This window comes from Achromobacter sp. (assembly GCF_032102605.1).
GTDB lineage: Bacteria > Pseudomonadota > Gammaproteobacteria > Burkholderiales > Burkholderiaceae_B > Achromobacter.
Genome location: NZ_DAMDGT010000004.1, coordinates 205253 through 232159 on the forward strand (window position 1 = coordinate 205253; position 26907 = coordinate 232159).

18 protein-coding genes are annotated in these 26907 nt (G+C 65.6%); 11 read left to right on the top strand and 7 right to left on the bottom strand.

Translation table 11 applies throughout. The annotated features are described in order from the left end of the window. The first annotated feature begins 2 nt into the window (after window positions 1–2). The 3 genes from nuoN to RT614_RS11415 all read left to right on the top strand — a co-directional run bounded on the left by nuoN (window position 3) and on the right by RT614_RS11415 (window position 4569). Window positions 3–1487 (top strand): NADH-quinone oxidoreductase subunit NuoN, encoded by a 1485-nt coding sequence (gene nuoN, locus RT614_RS11405; RefSeq protein ID WP_313622227.1) that lies wholly within the window; start codon window positions 3–5, stop codon window positions 1485–1487. 16 nt (window positions 1488–1503) lie between these two features. Beyond that, window positions 1504–1833, top strand: a complete 330-nt coding sequence (locus RT614_RS11410; protein ID WP_313622228.1) for a DUF2818 family protein — start codon at window positions 1504–1506, stop codon at window positions 1831–1833. Window positions 1834–2307: 474 nt separating this feature from the next. After that, window positions 2308–4569, top strand: a complete 2262-nt coding sequence (locus RT614_RS11415; protein ID WP_313622229.1) for a TonB-dependent siderophore receptor — start codon at window positions 2308–2310, stop codon at window positions 4567–4569. A gap of 94 nt (window positions 4570–4663) precedes the next feature. Here the strand turns inward: RT614_RS11415 and serB are convergent, their stop codons facing one another. Next, window positions 4664–5521 (bottom strand): phosphoserine phosphatase SerB, encoded by an 858-nt coding sequence (gene serB, locus RT614_RS11420; RefSeq protein WP_313622230.1) that lies wholly within the window; start codon window positions 5519–5521, stop codon window positions 4664–4666. 25 nt (window positions 5522–5546) lie between these two features. Further along, the gene (mfd, locus tag RT614_RS11425) at window positions 5547–9029 is read right to left on the bottom strand and encodes a transcription-repair coupling factor (RefSeq protein WP_313622231.1); all 3483 of its coding nucleotides are present in this window, start codon (window positions 9027–9029) and stop codon (window positions 5547–5549) included. Window positions 9030–9058: 29 nt separating this feature from the next. On the opposite strand from mfd, the gene ispD reads away from it, so the two are divergent. From ispD to RT614_RS11440, 3 genes are all read left to right on the top strand, one after another. Further along, window positions 9059–9742: a 2-C-methyl-D-erythritol 4-phosphate cytidylyltransferase gene (gene ispD / locus RT614_RS11430; RefSeq protein ID WP_313622232.1), complete on the top strand. Its 684-nt coding sequence runs from the start codon at window positions 9059–9061 to the stop codon at window positions 9740–9742. Next, the gene (ispF, locus tag RT614_RS11435; RefSeq protein WP_313622233.1) at window positions 9739–10230 is read left to right on the top strand and encodes a 2-C-methyl-D-erythritol 2,4-cyclodiphosphate synthase; all 492 of its coding nucleotides are present in this window, start codon (window positions 9739–9741) and stop codon (window positions 10228–10230) included. Before ispD ends, ispF begins: the two co-directional genes overlap by 4 nt. A gap of 166 nt (window positions 10231–10396) precedes the next feature. After that, a complete protein-coding gene (locus RT614_RS11440) occupies window positions 10397–12475 on the top strand; it encodes a DUF4344 domain-containing metallopeptidase (RefSeq protein ID WP_313622234.1) in 2079 nt (692 codons plus the stop codon). A gap of 71 nt (window positions 12476–12546) precedes the next feature. On the opposite strand, the gene RT614_RS11445 is transcribed toward RT614_RS11440, so the two are convergent. The 4 genes from RT614_RS11445 to ompR form a co-directional block, all read right to left on the bottom strand. Next, the gene (locus RT614_RS11445; RefSeq protein WP_042796792.1) at window positions 12547–13065 is read right to left on the bottom strand and encodes a carboxymuconolactone decarboxylase family protein; all 519 of its coding nucleotides are present in this window, start codon (window positions 13063–13065) and stop codon (window positions 12547–12549) included. A 75-nt stretch (window positions 13066–13140) separates the two neighbouring features. Next, complete coding sequence (locus RT614_RS11450; protein ID WP_006217982.1) at window positions 13141–13689, bottom strand: peroxiredoxin; 549 nt, start codon at window positions 13687–13689, stop codon at window positions 13141–13143. Between the two features lie 59 nt (window positions 13690–13748). Beyond that, window positions 13749–15173, bottom strand: a complete 1425-nt coding sequence (locus RT614_RS11455; protein ID WP_313622473.1) for an ATP-binding protein — start codon at window positions 15171–15173, stop codon at window positions 13749–13751. A 4-nt stretch (window positions 15174–15177) separates the two neighbouring features. Further along, on the bottom strand, window positions 15178–15912 hold the full coding sequence (gene ompR / locus RT614_RS11460) for a two-component system response regulator OmpR (RefSeq protein ID WP_003813882.1): 735 nt from the start codon (window positions 15910–15912) through the stop codon (window positions 15178–15180). A gap of 131 nt (window positions 15913–16043) precedes the next feature. On the opposite strand from ompR, the gene tsaB reads away from it, so the two are divergent. Both tsaB and RT614_RS11470 read left to right on the top strand, forming a co-directional pair. After that, window positions 16044–17300 carry a tRNA (adenosine(37)-N6)-threonylcarbamoyltransferase complex dimerization subunit type 1 TsaB gene (tsaB, locus tag RT614_RS11465; RefSeq protein WP_313622235.1) on the top strand — a complete coding sequence of 419 codons (1257 nt, stop codon included), beginning with the start codon at window positions 16044–16046 and terminating at the stop codon, window positions 17298–17300. Window positions 17301–17305: 5 nt separating this feature from the next. After that, entirely contained in the window at window positions 17306–18319 is a 1014-nt protein-coding gene (locus tag RT614_RS11470) for a uracil-DNA glycosylase family protein (RefSeq protein ID WP_409558454.1), read from the top strand. A 78-nt stretch (window positions 18320–18397) separates the two neighbouring features. Here the strand turns inward: RT614_RS11470 and lplT are convergent, their stop codons facing one another. Beyond that, window positions 18398–19711: a lysophospholipid transporter LplT gene (lplT, locus tag RT614_RS11475; protein ID WP_313622237.1), complete on the bottom strand. Its 1314-nt coding sequence runs from the start codon at window positions 19709–19711 to the stop codon at window positions 18398–18400. A gap of 265 nt (window positions 19712–19976) precedes the next feature. On the opposite strand from lplT, the gene smc reads away from it, so the two are divergent. From smc to ligA, 3 genes are read left to right on the top strand one after another with little or no spacing between them, the layout of a single operon-like run. Beyond that, entirely contained in the window at window positions 19977–23510 is a 3534-nt protein-coding gene (gene smc / locus RT614_RS11480; protein ID WP_313622238.1) for a chromosome segregation protein SMC, read from the top strand. A gap of 46 nt (window positions 23511–23556) precedes the next feature. Further along, a complete protein-coding gene (locus RT614_RS11485) occupies window positions 23557–24642 on the top strand; it encodes a cell division protein ZipA C-terminal FtsZ-binding domain-containing protein (RefSeq protein ID WP_313622239.1) in 1086 nt (361 codons plus the stop codon). Beyond that, window positions 24642–26741 carry an NAD-dependent DNA ligase LigA gene (gene ligA / locus RT614_RS11490; protein WP_313622240.1) on the top strand — a complete coding sequence of 700 codons (2100 nt, stop codon included), beginning with the start codon at window positions 24642–24644 and terminating at the stop codon, window positions 26739–26741. The genes RT614_RS11485 and ligA overlap by 1 nt, the downstream gene beginning before the upstream one ends. Window positions 26742–26907: the final 166 nt, after the last annotated feature.

Genomic DNA, 26907 nt, shown 5'->3' on the forward strand with positions numbered 1-26907 from the left:
CAATGATGCAATCCCAAATCGATTTCGCCCTGGCGACACCGGAAATCCTTCTGCTGATTTTCGGCCTGGCTATCCTGCTCATCGACGCGGTCAGCAATCACCCCGAGCGCAAGCCGACGTTCCTGCTGACCATGCTTGCCTTGGGCGTGTTGACCGTCGTGTCGGCCGTGCAATGGAAGAATGGCGTCGCAGGCTCGACGTTCAACGGCCTGTACGTCACGGACGAGCTGTCGCATCTGCTGAAGATCGCTTCCTACATCGCGGTTGCGGTCACGCTGATCTACGGCCGTGTCTATGCGCAGGTGCGCGACATGGTCAAGGGCGGCGAGCTCTACGTGCTGACGCTCTTTGCGCTGCTGGGCCAGATGGTCATGATCTCCTCCGGGAACCTGATCTCGATCTACCTCGGCCTGGAACTGATGTCGCTGGCGCTGTACGCGCTGATCGCGCTGCGCCGCGACGACGTCGTGGCCACCGAAGCCGCCATGAAGTACTTCGTGCTGGGCGCGCTGGCCTCGGGTTTCCTGCTGTACGGCATGTCCATGATCTACGGCGCGACGGGCCATCTGGACCTGAGCGAAGTGTCCAAGGTCATCGCGGCCGGCAAGGCCGAGAAGATGGCGCTGGTGTTCGGCATCGTGTTCCTGGTGTCTGGCCTTGCGTTCAAGCTGGGTGCGGTGCCGTTCCACATGTGGGTGCCGGACGTCTACCAGGGTTCGCCGACCGCGGTCACGCTGATCCTGGGCGGCGCGCCCAAGCTGGCTGCCTTTGCGATCACGCTGCGTTTGCTGGTTGACGGCCTGCACGGCCTGGCCGCTGACTGGCAGCCGATGCTGATGATCCTCGCAGTGCTGTCGCTGGCCATCGGCAACCTGACCGCCATCGCGCAGACCAACTTCAAGCGCATGCTGGCTTACTCGACGATCTCGCACATGGGCTTCGTGCTGCTGGGCCTGATGTCGGGTTCGGTGGCAGGCAAGCCGGAACTGTCGTCCGCCGCGTACGGCGCGTCGCTGTTCTACATGCTCACGTACGTGCTGACGACGCTGGCCAGCTTCGGCATCGTGCTGCTGCTGTCGCGTCAGGGCTTCGAGTGCGAGCATATCGACGACCTGAAGGGCCTGAACCGTCGCAGCCCGTGGCATGCCGCCATCGTTCTGCTGCTGATGTTCTCGTTGGCCGGGCTGCCGCCGCTGGTTGGCTTCTACGCGAAGCTGGCTGTGCTGCAGGCGCTGGTCAGCGCTGGGCACATCACGCTGGCCGTGGTGGCCGTGCTGTTCTCGCTGATCGGCGCGTTCTACTACCTGCGTGTCGTGAAGGTCGTGTACTTCGACGAGCCCGCGGCCGATGCGGCGCCGATGGCGGCCACTGCCGGCCAACGCGGCGTGCTGTCGATCAACGGCGCCCTGATCCTGGTGCTGGGCCTGTTGCCGGGCGGCCTGATGGCGCTGTGCGTGCAGGCGATCCGTTCGTCGCTGACGCTCTAAGGGACGGATAGCAGCCATGAACCAGACGTTGGCGGTATGGCTGTTGATCGCGCTGGCGCTTGTCAGCGCGAATCTTCCCTTTCTGACCGAGCGGGTGTTCGCGGTGCTGCCCTGGAAGCAGGGCGGAGCGGCGGCCCCAAAACCGTTCTGGTTGCGGCTGGTGGAAGTGCTGGTGTTTTACGCGATTGTCGGTGCGCTGGGATTTGCGTTTGAGTCGGCGCTGGGCAATCGTTTTGCGCAGACGTGGGAGTTCTACGCGATCACGCTCAGCCTGTTTCTGGTGCTGGCTTATCCGGGGTTCGTTTACCGGTATCTCTTCAAGCGGCATCCTCGCTTGCGTGCCTGATGGCTCGCCAGTGCCTATATACGCCCCGTGTGGGGCGTTTTTTTATGGGCGGGTGATCTAGTGCGAGGACCGGGATGAACGGCTTTTGGGGCGATTTTGGGGGATTGCGGGGTAGGCGCCAAGGCTAGGATTTTGAGTGGCGCTGGGGCGCTTGGGCTTGGGTTCCGCCGGGGCCGGTCGGGGGCGGGCAGAGCGCTTCGTCGGGCGCTTCCTTCTTCGTAGGGCTGGCCGCTGATCGTAGGCTGGCCTGGAGATCAAGTGCCGACGCGCGATAACCGCGCGCTTCCACATCGTGCTATCCGACACCAATTTACGTGGCTTCAATTCCTTCGAAAGTTCAGCGCGCACTGTTGTTTTTTCATCTTTTGGATGAGCTGCATCAAGTCTTTCAGGTTTCTTTCAGCCGCCCAGTTCAGAATCGCAAACGCCGAAAAAAACAAGAATCGTTGCTATTCACATTCTGGAGAAGCTGGTTTGAAGCCCCAAGATTCGTATTCGCTGAATACGCTCACTACCTCGCTGGCCGCTGCCATTGCCGCGCCCGCGTTGTTCATCAGCCCCCTTGCAGCCGCGCAATCCGCCGATAGCGGCGTGACGCAGTTGTCGCCTGTTCGTGTTGAAGGCGAGGGGTCTTCGTATCAGACCTCCACGGCGCAATCGCCGAAGATGACGGCGCCGTTGCTGGATACGCCGCGGACGATTCAGGTGGTGCCGCGTCAGGTGATCCAGGACCAGGCGGCGTCGTCGCTGCAGGATGTGCTGCGCAATTCGCCGGGCATCACGTTTGGCGCCGGCGAAGGCGGCCGTCCGGGCGGTGACCTGCCGGTTATCCGCGGTCAGAACTCGGCGGGCAGCATTTTCCTGGACGGCATCCGCGATTCGAGCACGCAGGTTCGCGACACATTCAACCTGGAACAGGTCGAGATCATCAAGGGGCCGGACTCGGTGTATTCGGGCCGCGGCGGCGCGGGCGGCAGCATCAATATGGTCAGCAAGGCGCCGAAGACCACGGACTTCACGGAAGCGACCGCGCAGATCGGCACGGACAATAACTACCGCGCCACGATCGACAGCAACTGGCGCCTGGCCGACAAGGCGGCGTTCCGCCTGAACGTGATGGGCAACAAGGGCGACGTGCCGGGCCGCGACAGCGCCGTGGATTTCGAGCGCTGGGGTGTGGCGCCGTCGCTCATGTTGGGGGTGGGCACGCCGACGCGCATTACGCTCAGCTATTACCACTATCAAGACGACAGCATGCCGGACTACTCCATTCCGTATGACCCGAAGACGGGTCAGCCGGTGACGGAGACGATGGGCGTGAGCCGCAAGTCTTTCTATGGCCTGACCGGCCGCGACTTCATGAAGACGCGCGACGACGTCGCGACGGTCGATTTCCAGCACGACTTTTCCGACAAGCTGCAGTTGCGCAACGTGACGCGCTATGGCCGTGGCACGACGGACTTCGCGGCGACGAATCCCGATGACAGCAAGGGCAATGTGCCGAACGGGCTGGTCTACCGGGCGCTCAAGTCCGGCTACTACGTGACCAAGAGCTTTGCGAATCAGACGGACCTGACCGGTGAGTTCGAGACGGGCAGCCTGAAGCACTCGTTCGACCTGGGCTTCGAGTACAGCAACATCAAGCAGGACAAGGACAGCTATACCCAGACCATCGCGCGGGGGCCGATGGATTGCAAGGTGAGCGCGACCGATCCGTCGAATCCGGCGCTGTGCGCGTCGCTCTGGAATCCCGATCCGCGGGTGGACTACACGGGCAAGCTGACCCGCAACAACAATCCGGCCCGCTACAACACGGATACCATCGCGCTCTACGGCTTTGACACGATCAAGTTCAATGAGCAGTGGCAGGCCAGCCTGGGCGCGCGCTGGGACAACTATCGGACCAGCGGCAGCAACATCGCCAAGGGCCGCAGCGATCCCGCCAGCACGCCGGCGTTCTACAGCACGAGCCGCGAGGACAACCTTTTCAACTACCAGATCGGGCTTGCCTACAAGCCGCTGCCCAACGGCACGATCTACGCGACGTACGGCACGTCGTCGACGCCGTCGGCGATCGCCGCGGGCGCCATCAGCGATGCGACGTCGATCTCGACGTCTTCGCTGGAGCCGGAAAAGAGCCGCACGGTGGAGCTGGGTACGAAGTGGGACGTCCTGGATAATCGCCTGACGCTGTCGGCGGCGGCCTTCCATGACATTCGCAAGAACACCAGCGTGGCCGTGTCCGCGACGGAAGTGGCGCAGGTTGGCGAGGCCAAGGTGCAGGGTATCGAGCTGGGTTTCTCGGGATCCATCACGCCCAAGTGGAACGTGTTTGGCGGATACACGTTCATGGACAGCGAAATGACCAAGGGCGCCTACAACAGCGGCGCCGTGGGCCAGGACCTGCCCAACACCCCGCGCAACGCCTTCAGCCTGTGGACGACGTACAAGGTCCTGCCCAAGCTGACGGTCGGCGGCGGCGCCTACTACGTGGATAAGGTGTACGGCAATTCGGACGCCACCAAGAACGCCGACGGCACGCCGAAGGCGCGCTGGGTGCCTTCCTACTGGCGTTTCGACGCCATGGCGGGCTACGAATTCAACGAACACATCTCGGCGCAGTTGAACGTGCTGAATATCTTCGACGAAACGTACTACACCAAGGCCTACGCGGCGCACTACGCCGCGCTGGGTACGGGCCGCGCGGCGCTGCTTTCCGTGCGCATGCGGTACTGATCCGGAATTGGAGCCGCAGGCCTGACCGGCCTGCAACGAAAAAGCCACCGCGAGGTGGCTTTTTCACTTCCTGGCGCCGCGGCTGACGCGGCGATCAGCTTTCGAACCAGTTCAGCACGCCGTCCAGGCCCGACACGTTCAGGGCGTACCGCGTTTGCTGGCGCACCAGCGGTTTGGCATGATACGCGACCGGGAAGCCGGCGGCGGCCAGCATCTTCAGGTCGTTGGCGCCGTCGCCCATGGCGATGATCTGGTTGGTTTCCGCGCCGTGAATGCGCGCGAACTCGCGCAGGTGCGCCGCCTTGGCGTCGGCGTCCAGAATATCGCCCAACACGCGGCCGGTCAGCACGCCGTTTTCGATTTCAAGCGTATTGGCATGGGCGCTGTCCAGGTTCAGGCGCTCACGCAGGCGCTCGGTGAAGAACGTGAACCCGCCGGAGACCAGCAGGACTTTGATCCCGGCGGACTGAGCCGTGCTGATCAGGCGTTCGGCGCCGGGGTTCAGCAGCAGCTTTTCCTGGTAGACCTGTTCCAGCGCGCTGGCCGGAGCGCCCTTGAGCAGGGCAACCCGGCGGCGCAGGCTTTCCGCGAAGTCCTTGATCTCGCCGCGCATCGCGGCCTCGGTGATCTCGGACACCTTGTCTTTCACGCCGACCACGCCCGCGATCTCGTCGATGCATTCAATGTTGATCAGAGTGGAGTCCATGTCCATGGCAAGGACCTTGCAGCCGGCCAGCTTAAGGCCGGCAGGGACGAAGGCGGCGTCCACGCTCCGGGCGTCGGCCCAGGCGGTGACCTCGGCGCGGGTGCCGGCGTCGTGCTGGACGTCCAGCAGGCGCGCGGCGGTGTTGCTGATGCGCGCCACGCCCTGGGCCTGGGCCAGCGCGGCAAGCTGTTCCGCGTGTTCGATGGCGAGGCCGGGGGATTGGACGACGAGGTTATAGGTAGTCATAGGGGTCAGGGAAAGGTGTCGTGGATTACTTCAGGGCGCGCAGGACGGCTCGCACGGCGTCCGCCCGGGCGGCAAGCTGGGCGGCTTTGATCTCGACCCGCAACTTGTCCTGCCCCGCCAGCTTGATGTGGCGCTGTCGCTGGACGAGTTCGATGATCTTGGCCGGGTCCACCGAAGTCTTGGGGCCGAACTGCAGCAGGGCCTGGGTTTCGCTGGCGTCGATCTTGACGATCCCCAGCGGCTGGGCCGCCAGGCGCAGGCGGTGGGTGGCCAGCAGCGTCTGCGCCGCCTCGGGCAGCTTGCCGAAGCGGTCGATCAGTTCTTCCTGGATGTGGATCAGGTCGTCCTCGTCGGCGGCATGGGCCAGCCGCTTGTAGATGGCGAGCCGGGCGTGTACGTCCGCGCAGTAGTCGGACGGCAGCAGCGCCGGGGCGTGCAGGTTGACTTCGCAGGCCAGGTTGAAGGGCGCGTCCAGGTCGGGCTCTTCGCCCGCACGCAAGGCGCGCACCGCTTCGTTGAGCATCTCGTTGTACATCGAGAAGCCCACTTCCTGGATATTGCCGGACTGCGAGTCGCCCAGGACCTCGCCGGTGCCGCGGATTTCCAGGTCGTGCATGGCCAGGTAGAACCCCGATCCCAGTTCTTCCATGGCCTGAATGGCTTCCAGGCGCTTCTTGGCGTTGTTGGTAATGGCGTCCTCGCCGGGCGTCAACAAATAGGCGTACGCCTGGTGGTGCGACCGGCCGACGCGCCCGCGCAACTGGTGCAACTGGGCAAGCCCGAAGCGGTCGGCGCGGTGGATCACGATGGTGTTGGCGCTGGGCACGTCGATGCCGGTCTCGATGATGGTCGTGCACAGCAGCACGTTGTAGCGCTGCTGGTAGAAGCCCTTCATGACCTGTTCGAGCTCGCGCTCGGGCATCTGGCCGTGCGCCACGGCAATGCGGGCCTCGGGAACCAGCTCTTCCAGGCGGGCGCGGCGATTGTGGATGGTTTCGACTTCGTTGTGCAGGAAGTAGCACTGGCCGCCGCGCTTGAGTTCCCGCAGCAGGGCTTCACGCAGTGTGCTGCCGTCCTCGCGCCGCACGAAGGTCTTGATGGCCAGGCGCTTCTGCGGCGCCGTGGCGATGACGGAGAAGTCGCGGATGCCCTCGAGCGACATGCCCAGCGTGCGCGGGATGGGCGTGGCGGTCAGGGTCAGCACGTCGACCTCGGCCCGCAGCGACTTCAGCGCTTCCTTCTGGCGCACGCCGAAGCGGTGCTCTTCATCGATGATGACCAGCCCCAGGCGCTTGAACTTCACGTCCTTGGACAGGATCTTGTGGGTGCCGATGACGATGTCGACGCGGCCGTCGTTAATGCCTTCGATGGCGCTGGAGACTTCCTTGGCCGATCGGAAGCGCGACAGCTCGACGACGCGCACGGGCCAATCGGCGAATCGATCGGAGAAAGTCTGCGCGTGCTGCTCGGCGAGCAGGGTGGTGGGACACAGCAAGGCCACCTGCTTGCCGTTGGCGACCGCGAGGAAGGCGGCCCGCAGGGCGACCTCGGTCTTGCCGAAACCGACGTCGCCGCAGACCAGGCGGTCCATGGGGCGGCCCGAAGTCATGTCGCCGATCACGGCTTCGATGGCGGCGGCCTGGTCGGCGGTTTCCTCGAAGCCGAAGCCTTCGGCGAAGGCCTCGTAGTCATTCAAGGACAGATTGAAGGCAAAGCCTTCGCGCGCCGCCCGCTGCGCGTACAGCGCCAGGAGCTCGGCGGCGGTGTCTCGGACCTGCTTGGCCGCCTTGCGACGCGCCTTGTCCCACTGGCCGGAGCCCAACTGGTGCAGCGGCGCGGCTTCGGGATCGGCGCCGCTGTAGCGGGCGATCACGTGCAGCTGCGACACTGGCACATACAGCGTGCTGCCGTTGGCGTATTCAAGATGGAGGAACTCCATCTCGCCTTCGCCCATGTCCATGTTGACCAGGCCGTGATAGCGCCCGATGCCGTGCTGCGCGTGGACGACGGGATCCCCCGCCCGCAGCTCGGACAGGTCGCGGACCATGGCCTCGACGTTGCTGGCGCGTTCCTGGTCGCGCTTGCCGCGCCGGCCGGTGGTGGCGAGCCCGGGATACAGATCGTTTTCGGTCAGGAAAGCCAGGTTGGCGGCCGGCAGCTCAAAGCCGATGCCCAGCGCCGAAGCGACGATGCCGAAGTGCGCGTCCGAGGCCAGGAAGGCTTCGATGGTGTCGGGCTGCGCGTCGGGCGTAACGCCGAACTCGTTCAGCATCTGCACCAGCGTTTCGCGCCGACCAGCTGAATCCGCGCACAGCAGCACCCGGGTCTGGCGCGTCTGCACCAGCGTGCGCAGCTTGGCGATGGGATCGTCGGAACGCCGGGCGACGCTGACGTCCGGCGCGGCGCGGAAGTCCGGATGCGGCTGGCCAGCCGTCAGGGCCAGGCGGCGGAAATCCTTGAGGCGGGCGTAGAGCGATTCGTTGTCCAGGAAGAGCTCGGACGGCGGCAGGACCGGGCGTTCGCGATCGCTCTTCAGGAAGCCGTAGCGGCTGGCGGTGTCTTGATTGAAGCGCTGAATGGCGTCGTCGATGTCGCCGACGGTGACCATGACCGTGCCTTCGGTCAGGTAGTCGAACAGCGTGGCCGTTTCTTCGAAGAAGAGCGGCAGGTAGTATTCGACGCCGGCGAACGGGATGCCGTTGCCGATGTCCTTGTAGGGCAGGGCGCGCGAGGGGTCGCCTTCGAAGACTTCGCGAAAGCGCGCGCGGAACCGGTTGCGCGAGTCCTCGTCCATCGGGAACTCGCGGCCCGGCAGCAGCTGGACTTCGCGCACGGGATACAGGCTGCGCTGCGTATCGACGTCGAAGCTGCGGATGGTTTCGATCTCGTCGTCGAACAGGTCCAGGCGGTAGGGCACCACCGAGCCCATCGGAAACAGGTCGATCAGCCCGCCCCGCAGGCAGAATTCGCCGGGCGACGTCACCTGGGTGACGTGGTTGTAGTTGGCCAGCGTGAGTTGCGCGCGAAGGGCGGCTTCGTTCAGACGGTCTTTCTGCTTGAACGAAAACGTGTAGGCCGCCAGGAACGAGGGCGGGGCGACGCGATACAGCGCGGTGGTAATGGGCACGGTCAGCACGTCGACCGTCTTCATCATCAGCGAATGCAGCGTGTGCAGACGCTCGGAAATCAGGTCCTGGTGCGGCGAGAAGGCGTCGTAAGGCAGCGTTTCCCAGTCGGGAAGCTGCCGTACGCGCAGGCCGGGCGCGAATAGCTGGATCTCTTCGGCCAGCCGCTGGGCCTCCAGGGGCTCGGCCGTCAGGATGACCAGCGGCGCGCCCGCCTGGCGCGCCAGGTCCGCCAGCAACCAGGCGTCGCCCGAACCCGGCGGCCGGGGCTGTGCGTAGCGCGAGCCGGGCTTCAGCGCGGTCAGGGTGGGAACCGTGGCGGGGACGGGCGGCGCGGCTGTGGCGGAGGAGGAAGGGGCGGGCATCAGGCTGGAAGCGGACATCAAGCGGAAGATTATAAAATCTCCGCACCATGTCTGACTCAATCATTGCGATCGTGCCCGCTGCGGGCGTCGGGGCCCGCGCCAGCCGGCCCGGGCACGAGGCCGTTCCCAAACAGTACCGTCCATTGTCCGGACAGCCCATGCTTCGGCATGCGGTGCTCGCCCTGCTGGCCGACGAACGCGTAGCGCAGGTCCGCGTGGCGGTATCCCCGGGCGACGGCTGGGTCGACGCCGCGCTCGCCGGCTTGCCTCGCACGGTCTGGCGGGCCTGCGGCGGCGCGACCCGCGCCGATACGGTCGAGGGCGCCCTGGCCGACAGCGAAGTGGCGGACGACGCCTGGGTGCTGGTGCATGACGCGGCACGTCCCGGCTTGCCTGCGGCGGCGCTTGCCCGGCTGATCGACGCTTGCCTTGCCGACCCGGTGGGTGGCCTGCTGGCGCTGCCGGTGGCCGACACGGTCAAGGCGGGCAGCGAACGGGTGGAGCGCACGCTGGACCGCAATGGTCTCTGGCTGGCGCAGACGCCCCAGATGTTCCGGGCGGGCGTGCTGCGCGATGCGCTGTCCGCGGCGTCCGTGAGCGGCGTGGCTGTCACCGACGAGGCTTCGGCCATCGAGGCGGCGGGCTATGCGCCGCTGCTGGTCCCGGGTTCCATGCGCAATTTCAAGGTGACGTGGCCGGACGATTTTGAACTGATGGAAAAATGGCTATGAGCATTCCTTTCCGCGTCGGGCAGGGCTTCGACGTGCACGCGTTGGTCGAAGGTCGGCCGCTGATCATCGGCGGGGTCACGATTCCCCATACTCACGGACTGCTGGGGCATTCGGACGCGGACGTGCTGCTGCACGCCATTACCGACGCGCTGCTGGGCGCGGCAGGACTGGGCGACATCGGGCGGCATTTCCCGGACACGGACCCCGCCTTCAAGGGCGCCGACAGCCGGGTTCTGCTGCGCGAGGCCATGGCTCGTGTGCGCCAGGCCGGCTGGTCGCCGGTCAATATCGATGCCACGCTGCACGCGCAGGCCCCGAAGATCGGTCCGCACGCGCCGGCCATGGTGAAAAACATCGCCGCCGATACCGGCCTGGCCGAGTCCGAGGTGAACATCAAGGCCAAGACCAATGAAGGCCTGGGGTATCTGGGCCGCAAGGAAGGCATCGCGGCAACCGTGGTGGCGCTGCTCGCCCGCACGGCGCCCTGAGCTGCGCCTCTCCCCCGGGCGTAATGCCGAGTAGGTAAATGAATGCCGCCGCCCCTTGGGCAGGCGGCATTTACGTTGGCATACATCTTTAACAAATGCATAAGCGGATCGTTTTGATCTGGCATACGCTGCGCGACTTGAAATCTGACCAAACAGGGACATTCAGATGCGTTTACGTGGCGTCGGGCTACTTTGCGTTCTTGCGGCATTTGCTACCTCCGCCCATGCGGAATATGAACGGCAGCTCGGCCCGCTGGCGGGCGCGGTCAAGCAGCAGTTGCTGCAGGGATGGCACGTCGGCGAGCAGGACGGGTGGTTCACGCTGCGCAACAGCGACGTGCCCGGCGGCGAGCAGACGTTCTACATCAACGCCGGCCCAGCGCCTGAAGCCGGACGCATCACCGACGTCAACGTGGTGGTCAACTCGAAAAGCCCCAAGGCGTCCATCGGCATCTCGTTGAACAACAATGCCACCAAGGGCCTTTGCCTCCTGGAAATCCGGGCGGACAAAAACATCCTGCTGTTCTGCCTGGAAGGCCAGAAGCGTCGCGATATCGCCTCGGTGCCCAATGTCGCCAAACTGGATGGCACGGACCGCATCAAAGTCGTGGAAGTGCCGGGCGCCGCACGGTTCATCGTGAACGGCCAGAAAATCGCGGACATCGAGAACGAAGCGGCGCTGGGCAGCGAAATCGGCGTCATGGCGTATGACGAGGGCACCTTCGGCATCGCCGACTTCGCCATCACGTCGAATGCGGGAGCCAAGCCGACCGGGGCCAGCCCGCAGGGCGGCGGTCAGCCCCCGCGCGGCGGCGGCAGCGGCGGCGGGGCCACGGTGCAGACGCCGGCTCCGGCGCCCGCCAACAACACGTCCGGCTTGCAGGGGGCGGGTCCCTATCCGCGGTTCGGCGGGGATACCCTGCGCATCGTGGGCGTCTACGTCGGGATCATGCGCAGCATTTTCCTGCACGAGTTCGGCCACGCGCTGATCGGTGAGCTGGAACTGCCGGCGACCGGCGCGGAAGAAGACGCGGTCGATATGTATTCGGCGTTGCGGATCGTTGAACCCACCATGTATCCGACCCAGGACGCGGATTCGAACACCATGGCCCGCGAGGCCGCGACGTACGCAGCGTTGCAGTGGTACTACAGCGGCAAGCTGGCGGAAAAAAGAGGCGCGTCGGAAAGTTCGGCCTGGCAGGACGAGCACACGGGTGACCTGAAGCGTTTCCGGAACATGCTTTGCATCATGTATGGCGGCAACCCGGGGGTGTTCGAATCCGTGGCCAAGCATGCGGGTTTCGAAGACCGGACCAAGTCGCGCTGCGTCGACGAATTCAACAAGCAGAACCGCGCATGGCGGCGGCTGCTGGCGCCGCACACGCGGGTCGGCACCTGGACGCCGGACGGCCTGCAGGCCGCCGACGCGCCCGGAGCCCCGGTCAACGTGGTTTTCGAACCCTCGAAGCGCAAGATCGGCAATCTCTTCGCGCACCATCTTTCCGAGCCCATTGCCGCCAATATCAAGCTGCTCGGCCAGACCTACGTGCTGCCGCGGCCCGTCAATGTGACCTTCAAGGATTGCGGCCAGTTGAACGCCTGGTACAACCCGCGCGAAGGCTCGATCACGATGTGCTACGAGCTGATCGAGAACATCGCAGTGATGATTTCGGACATCGAAATGGGCACCGTGGGCGGGGAGGTCGTGGCCAAGGACGGCGCGCAGTCGGCTCCCCGGCAGGCGCCGCCTGCGGGCCAGGGCATGCCGGCATTGCCCAGCGGGGCGTTTGATGAACTCAAGGACAGTGGCGTGCCCCCGACGTCCCTCTTGTTCTCGTCGCCTTACAAGGGGCCGACTCCGAACAAGCACGCCCGCGCCGACGTCATCACCACCGCTGACCTGGTGAAGATGATCAACAACGACAAGAACATCCTCATCATCGATACGAGCGGCCTGCGGGAAACGCTGCCCATCGCCTACCCGTTGCCCGATGCGGGCTCGGACGGCAGTGTCGCCGACCACCTGCAAAGCGCGCTCGATTCCTGGCTGCAGAAGAATACGGGCGGCCGGCGCGACGCGCCCATCGTGTTCATGGGCGCCGGCATGAATGACCGTTCGTCCTACAACGCGGCGCTGCGCGCGGGCGTGCTGGGCTGGCGCGCATACTGGTACCGCGGCGGCATGGAGGCCTGGGTGGCCAACGGCCTGCCTACCGCGGCGGTGAAGACGGCGCCCGGCAAATGAGGTCGCCGTTTCAGAAATAAAAAAGCCCGCCTGCTTCATGCAGGCGGGCTTTTTTTTGGCCAGCGGGTCGCTTACTTGCCTTGGGCGGCGAGCGCCAGGGCGGCGGCATTGACCACGGCGGCGATGCGGCCGGCATCACGCAGCTGTTCAGTCGACAGGCCGTCGTTCTTCAGGTTCTCGTAGTGCGAGGCCACGCAGAAATGGCACTTGCCGATGATGGAGGCCACCAGGGCGAACAGCTCGAAGCGCTTCTTTTCCACGCCGCCATGGGTGGCGTAGGCGTTCATGCGCAATTGGGCCGGCAGGCTCTTGAGCTGGGCGTCGCCGGTCATCTCCACGTAGGGATACCAGGTGTTGTTCATGCCCATGAGGGCGGAGGCGGTCAGCGCGGCGTTCGCGTCGCCTTCCGACAGGCCGCTCTTGAAGGCTTCGACCAGCACGGGGCTGCGTGCGGCGTAGGCGGCGGACAGCGCGGCGCCGACGGCATCTTCCGGTGCGAGGGTGGAGCGGGCGATCACGGCGTCCAGATTCAGGCGGATGTCCTTGGCCCAATCCGGGAGTTGTTCCTTAATGGTCGTAAGAAATTCCATAGTTTTTACCTATAATCTAGCGCAGTTAAAGCCCGGCGCGGGCCCTGGCAAGCAGGTCCCGGACCGGGCTGGAAATTACAGCGTGGCGCCGCCAACCGTACGGTTGCACGGGCACAGTTCGTCGGTTTGCAGACCGTCGAGCAGGCGCAGAACTTCTTCCGGGTTACGGCCGACGTTCAGGTTGTTCACCGAAACGTGCTGGATCGTGTTGTCGGGATCGACGATGAACGTGGCGCGCAGGGCAACGCCAGCACCCTTTTCACGCACGCCCAGCTGGTCGATCAGAGCGCCGGTGGTGTCGCCGAACTGGTAGTGACCCAGCTTGTTCAGGTCCGGATGCTCACGACGCCATGCCAGCTTGACGAATTCGTTGTCGGTCGAGCCGCCGAGCAGGACGGCGTCGCGGTCTTCGAAGTCCTTGGCCAGCTTGTTGAAGCCGACGATTTCGGTCGGGCACACAAACGTGAAGTCTTTCGGGTAGAAGTAAATCACCTTCCACTTGCCGGGGAACGAGCTTTCGGTGATGTCTTCGAACGCCGACACGCCATTTTCTTCGTGCTGGTTGAAGCCGGGCTTGACGCCGGTGACCTTGAAGGGCTCGAGTTTGTCGCCAACAGTTTTCATGTTTACTCCCGTAGTTGTTGGGTGGAGATAAGGCAGTGCCTCAAACCATAAATTCTACGCTATGGATTATCGTTGTCTAATTGATAATTCCTAAACTTGGCTTTGGGCAACTCTATCCGGGCGGTCAGGCCGCCGCCTTCACGTGGCAGCATCCGGAGAGAGCCGCCGACGTGTTTCAGCAGTCGTTCGACGATCGCCAGGCCCAGGCCGGCGCCGCTGACACCGGTGCGCGCTGCTTCACCGCGCGAGAAGGGCCGCAGCAGGCGGTCCACGTCTTCGGGAGCAATGCCGGGGCCCCGGTCGCAGACCTCGATCACGATCATGCTGCCTTCGGCTTGCAGCGTCATGTTCAAGTGCGCCATGCCGTCGGTGGATCGGCCGTAGCGCCGGGCGTTTTCGATCAGGTTGCTGACGATGCGCTTGAGGTCGAGTGCAGTGATTCGGGCGCGCAGGCCGGGTTCGAGGGATGCCTCGAGTTCACCGCCCAGCGATGAGGTATGGCTGCGCTCGCGCTCGTAGAGTTCGGCGAGGACGGCGGAGATGTCCGTGGCCAGCTGGGGCAGCGTGCCAGCCGGACGGGCGTATTCCATCAGCTGGCCGATACTGTGATCGATCTGCCCGAGGTCTTCGTCGATGGCCTGGCGGGCGTCTTCGGATACGCCGCTGAGCTCGATTTCCAGGCGCATCCGCGCAAGCGGCGTGCGCAAATCGTGCGAGATGCCCGCCAGCATGAGTTCGCGGTCGGCCTCGGCCTGCCGCAAGTCCTTGGCCATCCGGTTGAACGACGCATTGAGATCACGAATTTCCAGCGGCCCTTGTTCAGGCAGGGCCGCTGGCGTTTCTCCACGCGACAGCACCTGGGCAGCGCGGGCCAGGCGTGACAGCGGCCTGTTGACGAAGCCCACGCTGACTGCGGCGCCCACCAGGGACAGCAGCAGCGCCGTTGCGCCCCAGCCCAGCCATTCGATGCCTCCGGTCAGGCCGATCTGTTCGCGTTCGAACACCAGCCAATACAGGTCTTTTTCAATCTGGAAGCTGACCCAGAACCCGGGCACCTGGTTCACGCCCCAGGCGATCTGCGTTTCCGGACCGAAGCGCGTGCGGATGTGCTGCGCCACACGCTGCCAGTAGTCGTCGTCGGGGAGGGCTTCGGCGAAATCGGTAACTTCGCGCGGATAGACCTGGATGCCTTCGTTGGTGGCCAGGTCGAGAAGCAGTTTGCTGCGTTCACCGTTATGGGAATAGATCAGCGCCGTGCGTGTGATATTGACGGCCGTGATCACCCGCTGCGCCATTTGATTGGCGCGCGGTCCCAGCTCCATGCTGAAAAACACTTGAAGCCACGCGCCCAGGCTGACCAGCATCAGCGCGGCGAGCAACAGGAACGTGCGGCCGAACAAGCCGAGCCGCAAACGTGATGTCAGGTTCCTGAATGTTCTGCGCAGGCGCGGCACGACGCTGCGCTCCTGCCCGGGGCGGGCCAGCCGATCAGCTACCACCGTCCGGGACGAACACGTATCCTAGACCCCAGACGGTCTGGATGAATACGGGCTTGGACGGGTTCGGTTCGATCAGCTTGCGCAGGCGCGAGATCTGGACGTCGAGGCTGCGGTCGAAGGCTTCGTATTCGCGGCCGCGAGCCAGTTCCATGAGCTTGTCACGCGACAGGGGAATCTTCGGATGGCGCGCAAAGACCTTGAGCACCGAGAATTCACCCGTGGTGATGGGCACCTGTTCGCCGTTGCGCGTGAGCGTACGGGTGGACAGGTTCAGCACGTAGGGGCCGAAGGCGATGGATTCGTTTTCCTGGCTGGGGGCGCCGGGATGTTCCTCGGTGCCGCGGCGGCGCAGGATGGCATTGATGCGCGCCAGCAGTTCTCGGGGGTTGAACGGCTTGGACAGGTAATCGTCCGCGCCCATCTCCAGGCCGACGATGCGGTCGATTTCTTCCGCCTTGGCCGTCAGCATGATGATGGGGGTGTTGTCGTGGCCACCGCGCAGCCGGCGACAGATGGACAGGCCATCTTCGCCGGGCAGCATCAGATCCAGCACGAGCAGGTCGAAGTGCTCGCGTTGCCAGAGTTTGCCCATCTCTTTGGCGTCTTCGGCAACGAAAACGTTGAATCCCTGTTCGGACAAGTACCGGCGCAGCAGATCGCGCAAGCGCGGATCATCGTCGACGACAAGGATTTTGCGGGTGGGGGTGGTGTTTTGCGTATTCATGGCCGGAAATGTAACAGTGACAAGAACCAGCGGCTAGTGGGCGTTCACAAGATATTACACATTGCGAACCCTGGTTGAAATCCCCCTTACACCCGGGGGTAACAGCGGCTTATTTCGTACAATCTGCATCTATGGAACTAAACCTGCTGGCTCTGGAAACATCGTCGTCCCGCTGTGGCGTGGCCCTTTTGCGGGCGGCGGACGGCTGCCTGGAAATCACCGTGCGGGAACACGAAGGATCCCAGGAGCACGCGGAGCGCCTCCTCCCCATGGCCGATGAGTTGCTCGCCGAAGCCGGGCTTTCGCCGTCCGGCCTGCATGCCGTGGCATTCGGACAGGGGCCGGGCGGGTTTACCGGCTTGCGAGTCGCTTGCGGCGTGGCTCAGGGAATGGCATTGGGGTTGGGCATCCCGGTGTTGCCTATTGTTTCGCACCAGGCGGTGGCCGCGCAGCTGGAATCGACGCCGGGTCAGGCGATCGTCGTGGCGCTGGACGCCCGCATGAACGAGGTCTATCTGGCAGTCTACCGCCGGGGCGACTCGTCGGGGCAAGAATCCTCATGGGAAACCTTGCAGGCCCCTCTGCTGATCTCGGCCGCGGAAGTCGTGCCCTGGACGGCCCATCATCTGACAGCCTGGTCTAACAAGGCCGGGCAGCCGCTCGAACCTTTGCTGGCAGGGGACGCCTGGGAGGCATACCCGGCGGATATGTTGCCGCCCGCCGAATGGCGCCGCGTCGCTGATGCGCAGCGGCCGCAGGCTGCCAGCGTGGCGCGTCTGGGCCGGCAGGGATGGCTGCGGGGCGAAACCCTGGCGCCGGAACTGGCTGCCCCGCTCTATGTGCGGGACAAGGTGGCATTCACCACCGCCGAGCGCCTTCGCGGCGAAGGCGGCAATCCCAAGGCGCAGCCCTCGCTGGCCGCGCCGGCGCCGCAGCCCATGACAGAGGCGGACCTGACCGAGGTGGTGGCGCTGGAAGCGCACGTGCAGTCGTTCCCCTGGACCCGAGGCAATTTCACCGACGCCTTGTCGGCCGGCTACGGCGCCTGGACCTTGCGGCGAGAAGGCAGACTGGCCGGATTCTGCGTCCTGATGTTTGCGCCCGACGTGGCGCATCTGCTGGTGATCGCGGTGGCCCGGGACCTGCATCGGCAGGGCCTGGGCGGCGTGCTGCTTGACTGGTGCGAGCGTCAGGCGCGAGAACGTGGGCTGGAGGGCCTGTTGCTGGAAGTCCGACCGTCCAATACATCCGCCATCGGTTTCTACAAGCGCCATGGCTATCTGCAGATCGGCTTGCGGCGCGCCTACTATCCTGCCGAAAAGGGCGGCCGGGAAGACGCGCTCGTCATGCAAAAGCGGTTCGACGCGCCTGGCGGAGCACCGGCATGAGCCTGATGGACGCCGCACCGCGCCCGACGCCGCCGCGCGTCAACCCGCTACAGCGGATCTGGCTTCGCGAGATCGGCATGGAACGGCTTTGGCTGCGCACGCCGCCGGCCGCGGCCACCGTTGCTGCGCCGGGCGTTTCAGTCGTTTCGCCGCCCGACGTAACGATTCACGACGCGGCTGCGGTCGCGCCTGCCGCCGGCGCGGCCGCAACGGCGATCGATGTGACGGCCTTGTCGACGGCGGACGTGTCCACGCCGCCCACTTCCACAGCGGCTCCGTCAATGGTGGCCGCCTCCGCACCTGCGGTATCCCCGCCTGCCGAGACTCCTGGGCGCTCCAGCACGTCGGCCATCCCGGCGTCGATCCTGAACCGCAAGGGACCGCCGCCGCGGCCCGCGCCGAAGGTCGAGACCAAGGAAGAGGCCCCGCCGCCCATTCCGGTGGCCGAAGCGGTCAAGGACCTCAATCTGGAACAACTGGGCGAGCAGGTCCTGGCCTGCGCCGCCTGCGGGCTGTGCAAAGGCCGGCGCCATGCGGTGTCCGGCCAGGGCGCCCAGCCGACCCGCTGGCTTGTGGTGGGCGAGGCGCCAGGCGAACAGGAAGACCGCCAGGGCCTGCCTTTCGTGGGCCGTTCGGGCCAGCTCCTGGACGCCATGCTGTCGTCGGTGGGGATGAGCCGCGAGCGTGACGTGTTCATCACCAACGTCATCAAGTGCCGGCCGCCGGGCAATCGGAATCCCAAACCCGAGGAAATCGCAGCCTGCAGCCCGTACCTGATGCGGCAGATCGCGCTGCTCAAGCCCGAGCGCATCCTGGTGCTGGGCCGTTTTGCCGCACAGACGCTGCTGGGCACCGACGCCACCATCGGCAGCCTGCGCGGCCGCGTTCATCAACTGAAGACGGACGAGGGCGTGCAGATCCCGGTCATCGTCAGCTACCACCCCGCCTATCTGCTGCGCAGCCCTTCCGAAAAGGCGCGCGCATGGCAGGACTTGAGGTTGGCCGCCAGCGAGGTTTGAAGCGATCCGCAAGGCGATGAAAAAACCGGGCATGGCCCGGTTTTTTCATTGAGATTTCAAGCGCTTGGAGCGATTTCGTCAGTGCGTGGAGTCCAGGGCGCGGCCATGGCCTTCCTGGCCGATCTGGTCGTGCAGGTCGGGGTTGGCCTGCATGTTGCGCTTGCTCCAGCGCATGAACACCACCATCAGCACGGCGACGACGGTGCCGAAGATGACGATGATCACGTTGATCGGCAGCTCGAGCCAGAGCAGCAGGGTGTACATGGCCACCATGAGCAGGATGTTGAGCTGCTCGTTGAAGTTCTGCACGGCGATGGAATGGCCGGCCGACAGCAGCACGTGCCCGCGGTGCTGGAGCAGGGCGTTCATGGGCACCACGAAGAAACCGGCCAGGCCGCCCGTCAGCAGCAGCAGGAGATAGACGCTCCAGGGCTGGTAGACCAGCGGCATCAGCAGCACGACCAAACCCATGGCGGCGCCCACCGGCAGCACTGCCAGGGCGCGCCGCAACGGGATGCGCCCGGCAAGGATGGAACCGACTACAGTGCCCAGCGCGGCCACGCCCATCAGCATCGAGGCCTTGTCGAGCTGATAGCCCAGATGGCTGCGGCCCCATTCGATCACGATCAGCTGCAGGGTGGCGCCGGCGCCCCAGAACAGGGTGGTGACGGCCAGGGAAATCTGGCCCAGCTTGTCCTTCCAGAGCACGCGGACGTAGCCCCAGAACGTGCGCATCAGCCGGACCGGGTTCTTCTGCTGGGGCGGATAGCGCACGTGGGTGCGCGGGATCAACAGGTTGCACAGCGCCGCCAGCAGGTACACGAAGGCAATGACGAGGATCGCGGCCTCGGCCGGCGTATGGACCAGGCTGCCGATGAAGGAGTGGCTGAGCAGGGCGGTGGAGACGGACGAAGAGATCAGCAGCCCGCCCAGGACGGTGCCCAGGATGATCGAGAAGACGGTCAGGCCCTCGATCCAGCTATTGCCCTTGACCAGCATGTGCGGGGGCAGCATTTCCGTGACGATGCCGTACTTGGCGGGCGAGTAGGCGGCGGCGCCAATGCCTACCACGGCGTACGCCGCACAGACTAGATAGGTCTGATATTCAGGGGCGACGCCTATGCTGGCGTACGAGAACATCAGCAGGCACCCGCCGACTTTCAGGGCGTTGGTGGAGAACATCACCCGGCCCTTGGGGTACGAGTCGGCCAGGGCGCCGACAAAGGCGGCAAGCACGACATACGCCAGCGCGAACGACCATTTCATCATGGGCGCCAACCAGTCCGGGCCGTGCAGCTCCTGTATCAAGGCGATCGCTGCGATGAACAGCGCATTGTCCGCCAATGACGAGAAGGCCTGCGCGGCCATGACTAGATAGAAACCACGTTTCAAGAATGTCCCCGTTCTTCGGCCAGAGCCCGGCCAGTCCGCGTGAAAATTATGTGTCGTGCCAAAAAGTGTCAGGGAGTATAGCCGGAGCCTTGATCGCAGCCATTGCGCGTTTCCCCCTGGGAGGGGCCCTTGTCCACGTCTGGGAACAGACCGCCTGCGGTATCATACGACCCATATGAGAGCCGGCCCTTCTGGGGCCGGTTTGCAATCTGTGCGGCAGGTCCGTTAACGCCTTTCGTTCAACCCACCCCGTCGTCATCGTACTGTGCGTCTTACTCAGCTAAAACTCGCCGGCTTCAAGTCCTTCGTCGATCCCACCGTCATCCCCGTGCCCAGCCAGCTGGTGGGCGTGGTGGGGCCCAATGGCTGCGGGAAATCGAACATCATCGACGCGGTGCGCTGGGTGCTTGGCGAAGCCAAGGCCTCGGAATTGCGCGGCGAGTCCATGCAGGACGTCATTTTCAACGGGTCCGGCAACCGCAAGCCCGCGGCGCGGGCGTCCGTGGAAATGGTGTTCGACAACAGCGAGGGCCGCGCCGCCGGCCAGTGGAGCACCTACGCTGAAATTGCCGTGCGCCGCGTGCTGACGCGCGACGGCACCAGCAGCTACTTCGTCAACAACCAGCAGGTCCGGCGCCGCGACATCCACGACATCTTCCTGGGCACGGGCCTGGGCGCGCGTGGCTACGCCATCATCGGCCAGGGCATGATCAACCGCCTGATCGAAGCCCGGCCGGAAGAATTGCGGGTATTCCTGGAAGAAGCCGCTGGCGTGTCCCGCTACAAGGAACGCCGGCGCGAGACCGAAAACCGCCTGTCGGACACGCGCGAGAACCTGACCCGCGTCGAAGACATCCTGCGTGAACTGAACAGCCAGCTTGAAAAGCTGGAGGCCCAGGCCGAAGTGGCCACGCGCTACCGCGAATTGCAGGCCGACGGCGAAAAGAAGCAGCATTCGCTGTGGTTCCTGAAGGAAACGGGGGCTCGCGAAGAACGCGCCAAGAAAGCGCAGGAGATGGCGCAGGCCCAGAACGAACTGGAAGCCGCCATCGCCGGCCTGCGCGCCGGCGAAGCCGCGCTGGAATCGCGGCGCCAGGCCCACTATGCGGCCAGCGATGCGGTTCACACCGCCCAGGGCGCCCTGTACGAAGCCAACGCCCAGGTCAGCCGCCTGGAAGCCGAAATCCGGCACGTCGTGGACTCCCGCAACCGCCTGCAGGCGCGCCGCGACCAGCTCCAGCAGCAGATCGCCGAATGGACCAGCCAGCGCGAGCACTGCACCGAGCAGATCGCGCAGGCCGAAGACGACCTGGCGGCCGCCGCCGCCCGCACCGAAGAGGCGCGCGCCACCGCGGAAGATGCCCAGGCCGGGCTGCCCTCGGTCGAGCAGCGCGTGCGCGAGGCCGCCGCCGGCCGCGACGAAATGCGCGCCGCGCTCGCCCGTGTCGAGCAGAATCTGGCCCTGGTGGCGCAGACCCAGCGCGACGCCGATCGCCAGATGCAGAACCTGGACCAGCGGCGCGAGCGTCTCCAGCAGGAACTGCGCGAACTGCACAGCCCCGATCCCGAGCGCCTGGAGCAGCTGGCCGGAGACCGCGCCGCGGGCGAAGACCAGCTCGAAGCGGCCCAGGAAGAACTGGCCGTGCTGGAAGGCCGCGTGCCCGAGGCGGATGCCGAACGCAGCCGCGCGCAGGCAGGCGCCCAGACCGAAGCGCAAAGCCTGGCTCGGCTGGAAGCCCGTCTGTCGGCGCTGGTGAAGCTGCAGGAAGACGTGCAGAAGCAGGGCTCGCTGGAACCGTGGCTGGCCAAGCATGAACTGGCCGGGCTTTCGCGGCTGTGGCAAAAGCTGCATGTCGAGCCGGGCTGGGAAACCGCCCTGGAATCGGCGCTGCGCGAACGGATGGCCTCGATGGAGGTGCGCAACCTGGACTGGGCGCGCGCCTTCGCCGAAGATGCGCCGCCCGCGCGCCTGGCGTTCTACCAATTGCCGGTGGCTGCACCCACGCCGCCGGCGCCGGCTGGCCTCACGCCGCTGGCCAGCCTGCTGCGCATCACGGATCCCGACCTGCGCACGCTGCTGAACGAGTGGTTGGATGGCGTCTACACCGCCGCCGACCTGACCCAGGCCCTGGCCCAGCGGGCCAGTCTGCCGGCAGGCTCCGCCTGCGTGGTCAAGGCCGGCCACCTGGTCGATGCCCACAGCGTGCGCTTCTATGCCCCGGATTCCGAACAGGCCGGCCTGCTGGCCCGCCAGCAGGAAATCGAAAATCTGCAGCGCGAGATCAAGGCGCAGCAACTGATCGCGGACCAGGCGCGCGCCGCCGTCGCCCGCGCAGAGGCCGCCTGGCAGCAGGTTTCCCAGGCCATTTCCCCGGCGCGCACCCGCGTGGCCGAGGTCACGCGCCGGGTGCACGACATCCAGCTTGAACACTCGCGCCTGCAGCAACAGGCCGAGCAATCCGGCGAGCGCGCCGCGCGTCTGCGCCAGGACCTCGAGGAAATCAAGGCTCACGAGGAAGACCTGCGCGCCACCCGCGAAGAGGCCGAAGCCCGCTTCGAGGCGCTGGACCTGGAACTTGCCGAACACCAATCGCGCTTTGCGGACGCCGAGATGGACGGCGAGACGCTGTCGGCGCAGGCCGAGGCCGCCCGCACGCGCCTTCGCGAACTCGAACGCGCCGCACAAGAGGCCGAATTCGCCGAACGAGGCATCCAGGTCCGCATCACCGACCTGCAGCGCAACCAGCAATTGGCTGCCGACCAGAGCCAGCGCGGCGCCGTCGAGCTTGAACAATTGATGCAGGACCTGGCGGAGCTCGACGCCTCCGCGTCTCAGGCCGGCCTGCAGGATGCCCTGGAAGCCCGCGCGGAACGCGAAGAAGCGCTGTCGCGCGCCCGCCAGGAGATGGAAAACATCGCGGCGCTGCTGCGTGGCGCCGACGAAGACCGGCAACAGCAGGAGCAGACCCTTGAGCCGCGCCGCGCGCGCATCATGGAACTGCAGTTGCAGGAGCAGGCCGCCCGTCTTGCCGAAGAGCAGTTCACCGAACAGCTCAACGCGCGCGAAGTCGACCGCGAGGAACTGGCCCAGTTCCTGGCCAACCAGCCCGACGAATGGCGCCGCGCCAGTTGGCTGCAGCAGGAAGTCGGGCGCATTTCGCGCCAGATCGAATCCCTGGGGTCGGTCAACCTGGCTGCGCTCGACGAACTGAACACGTCGCGCGAGCGCAAGGGCTTCCTGGATTCGCAGCACCAGGATTTGATGACGGCCATCGAGACCCTCGAAGACGCCATCCGCAAGATCGATCGCGAAACGCGCGAACTGCTGCAAGAGACGTTCGACATCGTCAACGGGCATTTCGGCGATCTCTTCCCCAGGCTGTTCGGCGGGGGCGAGGCCAAGCTCAGCATGACGGGCGAGGAAATCCTCGATGCCGGCGTGCAGGTGATGGCCCAGCCTCCCGGCAAGCGCAACAGCACCATTCACCTGCTGTCGGGTGGCGAAAAGGCGCTCACCGCGACCGCGCTGGTGTTCGCGCTGTTCAAGCTGAACCCGGCGCCGTTCTGCCTGCTGGACGAAGTGGACGCGCCGCTGGACGACGCCAACACCGAGCGTTACGCCAATCTGGTCGCCAACATGAGCGAGCAGACGCAGTTCCTCTTCATCTCGCACAACAAGATCGCGATGCAGATGGCCAAGCAATTGATCGGCGTGACCATGCAAGAGCAGGGGGTTTCGCGTATCGTTGCGGTAGACATAGATTCGGCCGTCCAGATGATGGCCTCCGAAGCGGCATAAACCCAATATTGAGAAAGGCGCCGCCTGGCTGGCGCGGGATTTACACATGAGTGATTTGCAGATCGGGCTGATTGCCCTGGGCGTCTTGCTGATACTGCTGGTGTTGGGATTCAACTGGTGGCAGGACCGGCGTGTCCGGCGCAAGATGCAAAGCCATTTCCCGACGTCCGAACAGGATCCGCTGCTGGGTGCAGGGACACATGCGGGCGCCGGTGCGGCCGGCGCCGCGGCTGCCGCAGCCGCCCGGCGCGAGCCCGGCATGGGAGGCGACTCCGTTCGCGCGCAGCCCGGCCAACCCGCCCCGGTTGACCCCGGCAGCGATGCCGACGACGCCGAAGAACCCGATCCCGCGTGCGAAGTGGTCATCGAAATCAACTTCGCTGAACCCGTGCGCGGCGCCGACCTGCTGCCCTACATGCAAAGCCTGCGCAGCGTGGGCCGCAAGCCCATGCGCGTGTTCGCCGAAACCGACCAGCGCCGCCATCGCGCGCGCGTCCATTCCGGCGAGTCCTATGCGTCCATGCAGCTGGCTGTCCTGCTGGCCAATCGGAGTGGTCCGCTGACCGCCATCGAATGGTCGCAAGCCTGGGCCCGGGCCCAGGACATGGCGGAACGCTTCGACGCCACCATCGAAGGGCCTGACCAGCAGGCCGTGCTGGAGCAGGGCGCTCGCCTGGATGACACCTGCGCTGCCCTGGATACCCAGGTCGGCCTGACGCTGCTGCTGGGTTCTGCCCAGCCCGCCGCAGAAGTGCTGGCCGTAGCGCGCGACACCGGCTTCGTCGCCGACGGCAACCGCCTGGCGTGGCCTGCCGAGAACGGCGTGGCACGTTTCACGCTGGCGCGCGCCGACGGCGCGGCGTTCGATGCGGGCATGGGCGGCATCGAACGCCTGTACCTGTTGCTGGACGTGCCCTGCAGCCCCGCTGACGCCCGCGCATTCGGTCGGATGGTCGACGTGGGCCGCGATCTTGCCGCCCGCCTGCGCGCCGAACTGGTCGACGACCAGGGCAAGCCGCTGGCCGAAGGATCCGAGACCGTCATCGACGAACGACTGCAGGTCTTGTTCGGCCAGCTTGAACAGGCGGGCCTGCCCGCCGGCAGCGAGCGCGCCCAGCGGGTGTTTGCCTGATGGCTGGCGGGTCCGGCGAGAACCCGGCGCAAGCCGCGGCGCGCCTGCGCGCCGAAATCGAACAGCACAACGTCCGCTATTACGTCTACGACGAACCCTCCGTCTCGGACGCCGAGTACGACGGGCTGATGCGGGAACTGCAGGCCCTCGAGGCCGAGCACCCTGACCTGGTGACGCCGGAATCGCCCACGCAGCGCGTGGGCGCGGCGCCGGTGTCCGCCTTCGGCAGCGTGCGCCATGTGGTGCCCATGCTGTCGCTGAACAACGCCTTCGACGAGGAAGAGGTCGCGGCATTCGATCGCCGCGTCACTGACACCTTGCGCGGCGCCGGCATGCTGGGCCCGGCCCAGCAACCGGATTATTTCTGTGAACTGAAGCTCGATGGCCTGGCGATCAGCCTGCGCTACGAAGACGGCCGCCTGGTGCAGGCCGCCACCCGTGGCGACGGTCAGACGGGCGAGGACGTCACGTCCAATATCCGCACGATCAAGGCGATTCCGCTGCAGCTGAAAGGCGCGGCCCCGAAGGTGCTGGAAGTGCGCGGCGAAGTGCTGATGAACCGCGCCGACTTCGAAAAACTGAACCAGGCGCAGGCCAAGCGCGGCGAGAAGGTCTTCGTCAATCCGCGCAACGCGGCCGCGGGCAGCTTGCGTCAGCTCGATCCGCGCATCACCGCCAAGCGTCCCCTGCGTTTCTTTGCCTACGGCTGGGGCGAGGTCCACGGCCTGGCCGGCGCGCAGAGCGGCCTGTTCGACGAAGCGTCCGCTGGCGCGGCCGAGGCTTCGCAGTTGCCGGAAAAGTCGCACGGCGCCATGCTGGAATGGCTGGCGTCGCTGGGTCTGCCCGTCAATGTGGTGCATAACCACCGGGCTACCGGCGCCGAAGGCCTGATGGCTTTCTATGCCAAGGTGGGCGCCATGCGCGCTGATCTGCCCTATGACATCGACGGCGTGGTCTACAAGGTGGATTCGCTGCCGGCCCAGAAGGTATTGGGATTCGTGGCGCGGGCGCCGCGCTTTGCGCTGGCGCACAAGTTCGCCGCCGAAGAAGCCACCACCACGTTATTGGATATCGAAGTCCAGGTAGGGCGCACCGGCGCCATTACACCGGTTGCGCGGCTGAAGCCCGTGTTCGTGGGCGGCGTCACCGTCACCAACGCCACGCTGCACAACGAAGACGAGATCCGCCGCAAGGACGTGCGCATCGGCGACACGGTCATCGTGCGCCGCGCGGGCGACGTGATCCCCGAGGTGCTGGGCCCGGTGCTCGACAAGCGTCCGGACGACGCGCGCGAATTCGCCATGCCCACCGAGTGCCCGGTCTGTGGTTCCGCCATCGAGCGCCTGGAAGGCGAGACCATCGCGCGCTGCACGGGCGGACTGTTCTGCGGCGCGCAACGCAAGCAGACGCTGTGGCATGCCGCCAGCCGCAAGGCGCTGGACATCGAAGGCCTGGGCGAAAAGCTCGTGGACCAGCTTGTCGACAGCGGCCGCGTCAAGACGCTGGCCGATCTGTACGGCCTGCGCCCGCTGGAACTGGTGGGTCTGGACCGCATGGGCCAGAAGTCCGCCGACAACCTGGTGGCCGCCATCGACAAGGCCCGCGCGCCGGGCCTGGCCCGACTGCTGTACGCGCTGGGCATCCGCCACGTGGGCGAGACCACGGCACGCGACGTGGCGCGGCATTTCGGCAGCATCGACGCCATCATGGACGCCGACGAGGACGCCTTGTCCTCGGTGCCGGACGTAGGGCCCGTGGTGGCGGCGTCGATCCACCACTTTTTCGCCGAACAGCACAACCGCGACGTGATCGAGCAACTGAAGTCGCAGGGCGTGAACCCTGTGGCGGAAGCCGCGCCGCAAGGCACGACGCTGGCCGGCAAGACCTTCGTGCTGACCGGCACGCTGCCCAACTGGACCCGCGAAGAGGCGTCCATGCATATCCAGGCGGCCGGCGGCAAGGTCAGCGGGTCGGTGTCCAAGAAAACGGCCTACCTGGTGGCGGGCGAAGACTCGGGCAGCAAGCTGACCAAGGCCCAGGAATTGGGCGTGGCCGTGCTGGACGAAGACGGGTTGAAGGCATTGCTCGGCATGGCTTGATTCGCGGCGTCGCTGCATGCAAAAAGGGCTGCACGCCATTGGCGCGCAGCCCTTTTTGCATGTGCTGCCTGGGGCGCTTCCGCTTTGCTACCAGCGAGCGGGCGCCGCGCGAAGCCCCCAAAAAAAACTGCCCGCGACAGGCGGGCAGTTTTTGGCGGGGCGAGTC